Consider the following 9,369-nt stretch of genomic DNA (forward strand, 5'->3'; position numbering starts at 1 on the left):
GATGGAAACCATCCAATTCAGGCAATCGCAGTTGACTTGGCACGAAGGCGTTGCAGAGTTTTCTCACAACAACGGCACGGCGCGCAACGCGATGTCAGAAGCGCTTCGGCGCGATTACGCGGACATGATTGACGTCGTGCGGGAACAGCGCCAGGCTCGCGTTCTGATCCTCACCGGCTCAGACGGTAGTTTCTGCGCTGGCGGCGACATTCGGGCCATGCAGGAGCGACTCGCGAGTGACGACCCCGAGTTCAACTCGCCCGACGCCACCCGTCGTCGGATTGAGGCGGCTCACGCTTGGCTGGTGCGTTTGCGCGAACTCGACATACCAGTCTTGGCCGCCGTCGATGGGCCAGCGTACGGTGCCGGGTTTTGTCTGGCACTTCAGGCCGACCTCATCGTCGCGTCGACACGGGCGAGCTTCTGCATGTCGTTCGCGAAGGTCGGCTGCCTGCCGGACTTCGGCGCTTTCCACAGCCTACCCCGCTGGATTGGACTTGCGCGTGCCAAGGAGCTCATGTTGACAGCGCGGCGGCTGGGCGTTGCCGAAGCTGCAGCGATCGGCCTGGTTCATTCGGTTCACGAGCCTGATGCGCTACTGCCGCAAGCGCGCGCATTCGCCGCCCGATTGGCAAAGGGCCCGCGTGAAGCACTGGCGCTAACCCGAAAACTCTTGAACCAGAGCTTCGACACCGACTATCACAAGCTCGCGGCACTAGAGTCATCTGCTCAGGCGGTGTGCATGGCCACGACCTACCACGCCGAGTCGGTGGCGCGATTCGTGGCTGGTCAGCCGCCCCTGTTTGATTGGGACCGTCCGGCCCAAGCCGCGTTTCTCGACAACACCACCTCATGATGGACACCGACAATCTAGACCTCTTTCGGCAGCAAGTGCGTAGCTTCGTGCGCGCCCATCTGCCACCGGACATCCGCGATGCGGTGAAGTGCGGCCAGCCGCTCTCGCACGATCGAACTTTGGCCTGGCACGACATTCTCGCCGCCCACGGCCTGCTCGTGCCACATTGGCCGCTGGCCTCGGGTGGCCGGGGCTGGAGCGTGCCGCAGCAGCTCGCATTCGACGAGGAGATGTGCCTCCACGACGCACCCGAACTCAACCAGGTCACTTTCGACATGATCGGGCCGGTGCTGATCCGCTTCGGCAGCGAGGCGCAGCGCGGGCGCTTTCTTCCCGCGATCGCAAGCGGTCGGCAATGGTGGTGCCAAGGTTATTCGGAGCCAAATGCGGGCTCCGATCTCGCCGCTCTCGCCACGCGCGCAGTGCGCCGCGGCGATGACTACGTGGTCAGCGGCTCCAAGATATGGACCACTTACGCGCAGTACGCCGACTGGATGTTCTGCCTGGTGCGCAGCGCCGCGGAGACACGACCGCAAGACGGCATCTCCTTTCTGTTGATTGACATGAAGTCCCCCGGTATCACGGTACGCCCGATCGTCGGTATCCATGGCTGGGTTGTCTTCAACGAGGTGTTCCTCGACGAGGTCGTGGTGCCCGCGGAGAACCTGGTTGGTGAACCGAATCGCGGCTGGGGCATCGCCAAATCGCTGCTCGAGTTTGAGCGCCTGAAGCTCGCCCGCATTGGCGAGAACAAGCGCCGCATGGCTCGAGCCCGCCAAGCCGGCCTCTTGCGCACCGAGCACGGCGTCCGCATGGCCGACCGGCCTTGGTTCAGGCAGCGCTTCGCCGAGCTCGAGTGCCGGCTGCTGGCGCTTGAGGCAAATGCCGCTCGCTTTATCGCGCGAGCGCAGGCCGGCCATCCGATCGGCGCTGAGGTATCGATGTTGAAGATGAGCGGCAGCCGGCTGATTCAGGACTGGGAGGCGCTGACCGTGGACACGCTGGGCATCGACACCCTGCCGGTCGACCCGCTTGCGGGAACTGCGAGCGGTATCGCAGGCACCGCGTCGTCGCGTCGGTTCCTCTCGCGCGGTTACACAATCGCCGGCGGTTCGAGCGAAATTCAGCACAACATCCTTGCCAAGCAGGTGCTCGGACTATGAACACAGCGATTCTCGAAGAAGAAAGACAGCAGTTGGTCGACAGCGTGCGGCGCTATGTCGAACGCGGCTACGGTGATGCTATGCGGCGCGCATCCGAGAGCCATCCCGACGGCTGCGATCCGGAACGCTGGCGCGAGTTCGCCGATCTGGGCTGGCTGGCGCTGCCCTTGAGCGAAGACGACGGAGGTCTCGGCGGCTCGCTAGCCGACACCTGCGGGGTCGCCGAAGAACTGGGCCGCGGCTGCGTGGTGGAGCCCTACGGGGCGTGCGCCGTGTCGGCAGCGCAGCTGTTGGCCGATACCGCCTCTCCGGCGCTGCGCGCGCGCTGGCTGCCCGGTCTTGCCGACGGTTCATTGCGACTGGCCTTCGCGCCTTGGGAGCCAGGCTGCGGTTTCGACCCCTGCATCGTCGATGCGCGGGCAAATGAAGCCGCGGCGGGCTTCACCATTCAGGGGCGGAAGTCTATGGTGCCAGGGGGCTGCGGTGTCGATGCGTACCTGCTGTCAGCCCGTCTCGACGACGGCATGATGGCGGGCTTGTTCCTGGTCGACGCTCAAGCGACGGGGCTGCAGGCCACGGCTCGCACGCTGTACGATGGCCGGCGCGCGGTTGAGCTCTACTTGCAGGACACGCCCGCGTTAGCGCTTGTTGCGACAGCACCAGTTATCGAGCTAAACCGCTGGCTGCGACGCGCCCAGGACCGTGCCGCCCTTGTACATTGTGCCGAGACCATCGGAACGATGCAGCGCGCTTTCGAACTCACGCTCGACTACCTGCGCACCCGCATCCAATTCGGCCGTCCGATCGCCACCAACCAAGTGGTGCAGCACCGCTTGGTCAACCTCTACGTGGAAATTGAGGAAGCACGCGCCCTGACGCGTGCGGCCGCCGATGCGCAATCGCGCCCGGCCGATGCGACGCGCTACAGCGCGGCCGCCAAGGCCCGCGTCTCGCGGGCCGCGAAGCTGGTGTGGGAAGAGTCGGTGCAGCTGCACGGCGCGATTGGAATGACGGACGAATGCGCGCTGGCGCCGTTTGTGAAGCGCTTGGCCGTATCCACCACGTTGTATGGCAGCACCGACCACCAGCTCGAGCGCCTGGCAGTTTTGTCGCTGGGCGCAGCGGCCGAAACGGCCTGAAAGGCCAGCTTCGAGCCCTCCTACCCAGAAAGAACCGAAGCCAAGGCTCTCGCCGTTTTCCCGCAGATTACATCACTTGATTCAAGCTTTCCCGTGCGAGCGACTCCCCTCAAATCCGAAACTATTTTCGAAGGAGCAAAGGTATGTTGAAAATTACAGACAGCATCCGCAGTCGGCGGAGCATTTTGCACGCCGCGTCCATTGCCGCAGCAGCTCTGATTTTGCCTACACCCGCCAAAAGCGATTCAACCCGTGGCTTGGTGAAATTGATTGTGGGTCATCCTCCGGGTGGATCTGCGGATGCAGTTGCTCGCGCAACGTCAGTCGGCCTTAGCAATGCGTTGCAACAATCTGTTGTTGTTGAAAATAGACCTGGCGGTCAACTAGCTATTTCCGTTCAGGCACTCACAACGGCGCCGCCAGATGGGCGAACTCTGATGTATCTGCACAACGGCTACTTGGCCATGCAGGCATCGCAGAAACAATTTGATATTGAAAATCAAACAAGCCCTATTATTGCAACAATCAAGACGCCCATCGTCATTCTTGTTAGAGGCGACTCTCGATTTAGTTCTTTGCAAAGTCTATTTTCTTATGCGCAAGGAAATCCGGGAAAATTGACCTACTCCACGTTTGGACATGGAAGCATTGAACATTTGAAGATGGCACAAATCGAGAGGGCTGCCGGATTCAAGGGATTGGCAGTCCCCTACAAGGGCGGGCCCGATGCAGTCAGAGCATTGATGTCAGGCGAAGTGGATGTCATGATAGGGCCAGCAATTTTTTCGAAAAACTTTTCCACCAAGCTAAAAACGCTGGCCATTCTCGAAAAAGAACGTTGGAATGAACTGCCAGATGTGCCCACATTCGCGGAGACCGGAGTACAGGTCCCACCCTTGGCTTATTGGGGCGGATGGGTTGCCCCGGCAGGTACAGCTCCGAACGTAGTCACTCAACTTTTTGAAGCGCTGACCGCCGCCACCCAATCGAAGAATGTGGTCGAGCAATTGCACGCAACGGCCCACGAATCAAAATTGAGCAGTTCTTCGGAGGATTTCAAAGCACTCATCAGGGACGATCTGCGATGGATGAGAGAAGCCGCCAAAGCCAACGGGATAGCGGGCTGACTGCACCAGGAGTTACCTCATGAAGGCCGCTATTCTGGAAAAGTTTAACTCACCGCTCATTGTCGCCGACGTAAAACTTGGCGACCCCGGTCCTTACGAGGTACGAGTGCGAACCGCAGCCGTGGGAGTCTGTCACTCCGATCTTCATCTGTATGAAGGGCTTCGACCCGATCTACCACTGCCGGCAGTCCTGGGCCATGAGGTTTCAGGAATCGTTGAACAAGTCGGCTCAGGGGTGACCGACCTGCAACGTGGAGATCACGTGGTCGGCACGCTTTCGTCATTTTGTGGTACGTGCCCCCAATGCATCAAGGGGAGGTTGGTCTTATGCCAAGACACTGATGTGAAGCAGCCACCGGGAAAAGCAAACCGCCTGACGCGCGTCGGCCAGCGTATCAGCCAGGTCTACAACCTGTCTGGGTTCGCGGAAGAAATTTTGATCCATCGAAGTGCCGTAATAAAGATTCGGCGCGATATGCCCTTGGACCGTGCCGCCTTGATAGGGTGTGCAGTTCTAACCGGTGCTTCCGCCGTATTCCGCACCGCAGGAGTCACGCCCGGTTCAACGGTGGCCGTGGTCGGCTGCGGCGCTATCGGATTAGCTGCTATCAATGGCGCCAAGATCGCTGGTGCAACTCAAATCGTCGCCGTGGACAAATTGCCACACAAACTGAAATTGGCACAAAAATTTGGTGCCACCCATGTGGTGGATGCGGGTGCCAACGATGTTGTTGCTGTGGTGAAGGAACTCACCTCGGGCGGCGTCGACTATGCGTTTGAATGCGTTGGGCTGTCGTTGACCGTCGAGCAATGTTGGCGCATGTCAGCACCCGGAGGCATAGTCACCGTGCTCGGTTTGTTCGGAAACTTCGATCGAATTTCTCTCGATGGCATCGAGTTACTGGCGGAAAAGCAACTTAGAGGATCGCTCTTGGGGTCCGCAAAAACGCCAGTAGATGTCCCCCATCTCGTCGAGCTTTATATGCAAGGCAGACTTAACCTTGACGATTTGATTTCACAGCGAATCGAGCTGCACGACATCAACGATGCACTTTCGGCACTCAAGCGGGGTGAAGTTGCTCGAAGCGTCATTGTTTTTGATTAGGTCTGCCCATCGACCCATAAGCACCTCCAGTCGCAAGAGCACGATCAGCTAACACCATGAAAACCCGTATCACTGAACTTCTCGACATCCGGTACCCCATTCTCCAGGGAGGAATGATGTGGGTGGGGCGCGCCGCCTTGGCATCTGCGGTTTCGAACGCAGGAGGTCTCGGCACGCTCACGGCACTGACCCAGCCGTCACCCAATGCACTTAGGGAAGAGATCGAGCGCTGCCGGTCCATGACCGAGGCGCCATTCGCCGTCAACCTCACGATCCTTCCGTCAGCCTCTCCCCCGCGCTACCTAGACTATGCGCGAGCGATCATCGACAGCGGCGTCGAGATCGTCGAGACCGCCGGCAACCATCCTGCCGAGATCACCGCATTGTTCCAGGCCAGCGGCCTGAAGATCATCCACAAATGCACGTCGGTACGTCACGCGCTCAGCGCCCAGAAGCGCGGCGTGGCTGCCGTGAGCATCGACGGCTTTGAATGCGCCGGTCACCCCGGCGAAGACGACATCCCGGGACTCGTCCTGATCCCCGCGGCCGTGTCGCAGCTCACGATCCCCGTGATCGCGTCGGGTGGCATCGCCGACGGGCGCGGTATGGCTGCCGCAATGGCGCTCGGTGCCGAGGGCATCAACATGGGCACCCGCTTCATGCTGACCCGAGAGGCACCGCTGCATGAAGAGGTGAAGCTCGCGATGACCCGCGCCAGTGAACAGGACACCGCCCTCATCTTTCGAACCTTGCGCAATACAGCGCGCGTATACGACAACAGCATCGCCAAAGAAGTTATTGCGCTTGAGCGCCGCCCCGGTGGCACTGAATTTGAAGAAATCAGACATCTGGTCTCCGGCGCCCGCGGACGGCAGGCGCTAGAGACGGGACGGTTGGATGACGGCTTGGTCTGGGCGGGCCTGTGCATCGGCCTCATTGATGACATACCTAGTTGCGGCGAGTTGATCAACCGGATGGTGGACGAGTGCCGAGTAAGCCTGGCGCGCGCGACAACGATGGTCAGCCAAGCAGACGCCAAGAAGATCGCAAAGATAGGTGATTTCACCGTTGACTCAACTTCTTAGCGCATGCGAATTCCTGTCTTATGTCGAGACTGCAACGAATGAAGATTGATGGCTTGACCAGCAAACGCATTCAGGAAATTGGAGGAGATGAGGTCTTTGACCGCCAGCCACCCGATGATCCGGAACGTCCAGAGATGCGGCGCCCAGCGCCATCTCGACAACGTCGCCCTTGTATGCGGAGCGGCGCGCCGCACATGCTTTCATACCCAATGAGATCCACGATACCGAAGCTGAGGGCGTACGACTGGCGGTTAGCGTAGCCACGCGCAACGAACAAGACGCAAACCCAATCCCTCCTTCGCCTAGGCCTCCGATTCACGCCCATGAGCATCCACGACATAACACTCACAGCCAACAACGGCGTCGGTCTGCTGACGCTAAACCGCCCCGCTTCCCTCAACAGCCTTAGCTTAGAGTCGATCAAAGCGCTGCTCGCACAGCTGCAGGCCATCGCCACCGATCCGACTGTGCGTGCGCTCGTCATTACGGGCGCCGGACGTGGATTCTGCGCGGGTTGGCAGCTGGATATCGACGGAGTACCTGGCTTGCCCGATGAAACTCTCGGGGTTCGGCAAGCTCACTTAATGGCCGAGTACTTCAACCCGGTCATCGCAGCTTTTCACGCTCTTCCGATCCCCACGGTGGCCGCAGTCAATGGGGTCAGCGCGGGCGCAGGAGTGAGCATTGCACTAGCTGCCGACATTGTGATTGCCGCCACGTCAGCTTCCTTCGTTCTAACCTTCTCACCCAGGCTGGGGTTGCTGCCGGATCTCGGCGCCACTTGGAAACTGCCGCGATTGGTCGGATGGGCGCGGGCGCAGGCAGTGACGATGCTTGGCGACCGAATTCACGCCGAGGAGGCGGTGCGATGGGGAATGATCTGGCGAAGTGTTCCAGACGCGGAACTGCTCGACGAAGCAATGGCTGTCGCCGCACGATTGTCGAAGTCTCCTCCTGGCGTCTGCAGGGAAGTACGCCACGCTTACGAGGCCGCCCAAACGCAGGACTTGGCCTCGCAGATGGAATATGAGCGACTACATCAGCGCGTTCTACTCGACACACCATCGTTTGGTGAAGGTGTTCGCGCCTTCGAGCTGAAACGCGATCCTGACTTTTACCGGGGTACCGAGTGAACTATGAGACGCTGTCTTGGAGTATTTCCGACGCCATCCTCACGCTGACGCTGAACCGACCCGCCCGATTGAACGCTTTCACGGTGTTGATGGCCGATGAACTTGTGCACGCATTCAACAGGGCCAGCGAAGACGACACGGTGCGAGTCATCGTGGTCACCGGTGCGGGGCGTGCATTCTGCGCGGGTATGGACCTCGGAGAAAGTGGCAATGCATTCGGACTCAACGAGTCGCTTGAGCCGACAATGGAAGATATGGACGAGCGTTTAGAAGATCCAGATATCGTAAGCGGCGTGCGCGACACTGGCGGGCGAGTCACACTGGCGATCTTCGAATGCTCTAAGCCAGTGATTGCCGCGGTCAACGGCGCCGCCATTGGCGTAGGTGCGACGTTGACGCTTGCGATGGATATCCGGCTCGCTTCCGAAAACGCGCGCTTCGGCTTCGTCTTCGGGAAGATCGGCATCGTCCCAGATGCCTGCTCGAGTTGGTTTCTGCCAAAGATCGTTGGGCTGGCGAAAGCGCTGAAATGGACTTACTCTGCCGAGATCTTGAATGCGGAAACCGCCCTTCGCGACGGTTTGGTTGAAGAAGTGCTGCAAGCGGACAAGTTGCTTCCGCGGGCTTATGAGCTAGCGCGGACTTTGGCGAATGAACGCTCGGCCGCATCTACCGCCCTGATACGCCAGATGCTGTACCGCAATTCCGGCCTACCGCACCCCCTGCATGCCCACAAGGTCGAATCGCTTGCCATGTTCCATGTGAGCACGCGCGACGGGAAGGAAGGGGTTGCGGCTTTCAACGCCAAGCGACCTGCCCAATTCAGTGAATCAGCCTCCTCCGTGAAAGACTTCCGCAGGTGGTGGCGCTGAACGCGTGAATGCATCCAAACTCTAGACATTTCCTCAGCATTCGGCGCTGCATGCGGTGTTGCCTGACTGCCAGGCTCGACGATAGTCAAGATAAGTGACATAAATCTGTCTTCGACGCTCCAGTTGCAGATCATCCAGCAAACATCCGCACGTGAGAAGTGTCGGTTTCCCTTCAATCTGTCACTTTTTATCTTTCAATTGGCACGATGACCCTTTCAATGTGTCACCAGGCCGTGGCTGTACTCGATTCGCTCATGCATCGGCCTCATCAGGCTCTTCCTCTGCAGGCAGCTTGAAGACCCCTGCCCTTGCCGCCCGATCGAGCAGTTCGAGGCTGATGGATTCGGTCCTCTCTCGGATCGCCAACTCAGCCGCCTGGGCCAGCAAGGTCGTCATCCGGCCCGTGAGTCCCCCGCTGAACGCCATCAGTTTCTGAATCATCTCTTTGTCACCGAACGCGGATGGCCTGTGCAGAGGGAGGAGGCGACCAAAGCTCACGACAAATTCACGGAGCCTTGCACTCTCACGCCATCTGCGCTCACACAACAGAAGTTGTAACTCATCGACGATGCCGCGGCACGGGCAAACTCAACAGCCTGGATAGGTTACAGATCGGATTTCCGACAAGAGATGTTGTAACGCAATCAGCATTTCAACTACTCTTGTAAATCCGCCTGCAGCGGTTTCAGCCGAGGGCCCACATGCCCAGACGTGCTCGCATTGGTTCAGAGGACTGGCCTGGCCATGTCGCCGTGCCGGATCAAGTACGTCCAGAACATTGGCTGTTGAATTCCACTGATCTCTGACCCGAGGGGGATGCGGACGAAAACTTGGACTACCAGGAGGTAGTTCATGTATTCGTACGAAGACAGGATGCGAGCAGTCCAGC

General features: G+C 59.5%; 9 protein-coding genes. 8 read left to right on the forward strand and 1 reads right to left on the reverse strand.

Annotation, left to right across the window (positions count from 1 at the left end):
- The first annotated feature begins 1 nt into the window (after position 1).
- The 8 genes from AC07ZS_RS24990 (at position 2) to AC07ZS_RS25025 (ending at position 8,480) form a co-directional block, all read left to right on the forward strand.
- Positions 2-856, forward strand: coding sequence for an enoyl-CoA hydratase/isomerase family protein (locus AC07ZS_RS24990; protein WP_382160010.1), 855 nt, complete (start codon positions 2-4; stop codon positions 854-856).
- On the forward strand, positions 853-2,019 hold the full coding sequence (locus AC07ZS_RS24995; RefSeq protein WP_382160013.1) for an acyl-CoA dehydrogenase family protein: 1,167 nt from the start codon (positions 853-855) through the stop codon (positions 2,017-2,019). Before AC07ZS_RS24990 ends, AC07ZS_RS24995 begins: the two co-directional genes overlap by 4 nt.
- A complete protein-coding gene (locus AC07ZS_RS25000; protein ID WP_382160015.1) occupies positions 2,016-3,158 on the forward strand; it encodes an acyl-CoA dehydrogenase family protein in 1,143 nt (380 codons plus the stop codon). The genes AC07ZS_RS24995 and AC07ZS_RS25000 overlap by 4 nt, the downstream gene beginning before the upstream one ends.
- Before the next feature lie 143 nt (positions 3,159-3,301).
- Positions 3,302-4,285 carry a tripartite tricarboxylate transporter substrate binding protein gene (locus AC07ZS_RS25005; protein WP_382160018.1) on the forward strand — a complete coding sequence of 328 codons (984 nt, stop codon included), beginning with the start codon at positions 3,302-3,304 and terminating at the stop codon, positions 4,283-4,285.
- Positions 4,286-4,304: 19 nt separating this feature from the next.
- Positions 4,305-5,390 (forward strand): Zn-dependent alcohol dehydrogenase, encoded by a 1,086-nt coding sequence (locus tag AC07ZS_RS25010; RefSeq protein ID WP_382160022.1) that lies wholly within the window; start codon positions 4,305-4,307, stop codon positions 5,388-5,390.
- Positions 5,391-5,446: 56 nt separating this feature from the next.
- A complete protein-coding gene (locus tag AC07ZS_RS25015; RefSeq protein WP_382160026.1) occupies positions 5,447-6,475 on the forward strand; it encodes an NAD(P)H-dependent flavin oxidoreductase in 1,029 nt (342 codons plus the stop codon).
- A 323-nt stretch (positions 6,476-6,798) separates the two neighbouring features.
- Positions 6,799-7,608, forward strand: a complete 810-nt coding sequence (locus tag AC07ZS_RS25020; protein ID WP_382160028.1) for an enoyl-CoA hydratase-related protein — start codon at positions 6,799-6,801, stop codon at positions 7,606-7,608.
- A complete protein-coding gene (locus tag AC07ZS_RS25025; protein WP_382160032.1) occupies positions 7,605-8,480 on the forward strand; it encodes a crotonase/enoyl-CoA hydratase family protein in 876 nt (291 codons plus the stop codon). Before AC07ZS_RS25020 ends, AC07ZS_RS25025 begins: the two co-directional genes overlap by 4 nt.
- 252 nt (positions 8,481-8,732) lie before the next feature.
- Here AC07ZS_RS25025 and AC07ZS_RS25030 read toward each other — a convergent pair whose 3' ends face one another.
- Complete coding sequence (locus tag AC07ZS_RS25030; protein ID WP_382160036.1) at positions 8,733-8,921, reverse strand: hypothetical protein; 189 nt, start codon at positions 8,919-8,921, stop codon at positions 8,733-8,735.
- Positions 8,922-9,369 lie beyond the last annotated feature (448 nt).

This window comes from Hydrogenophaga sp. GW456-12-10-14-TSB4 (genome assembly GCF_059424305.1).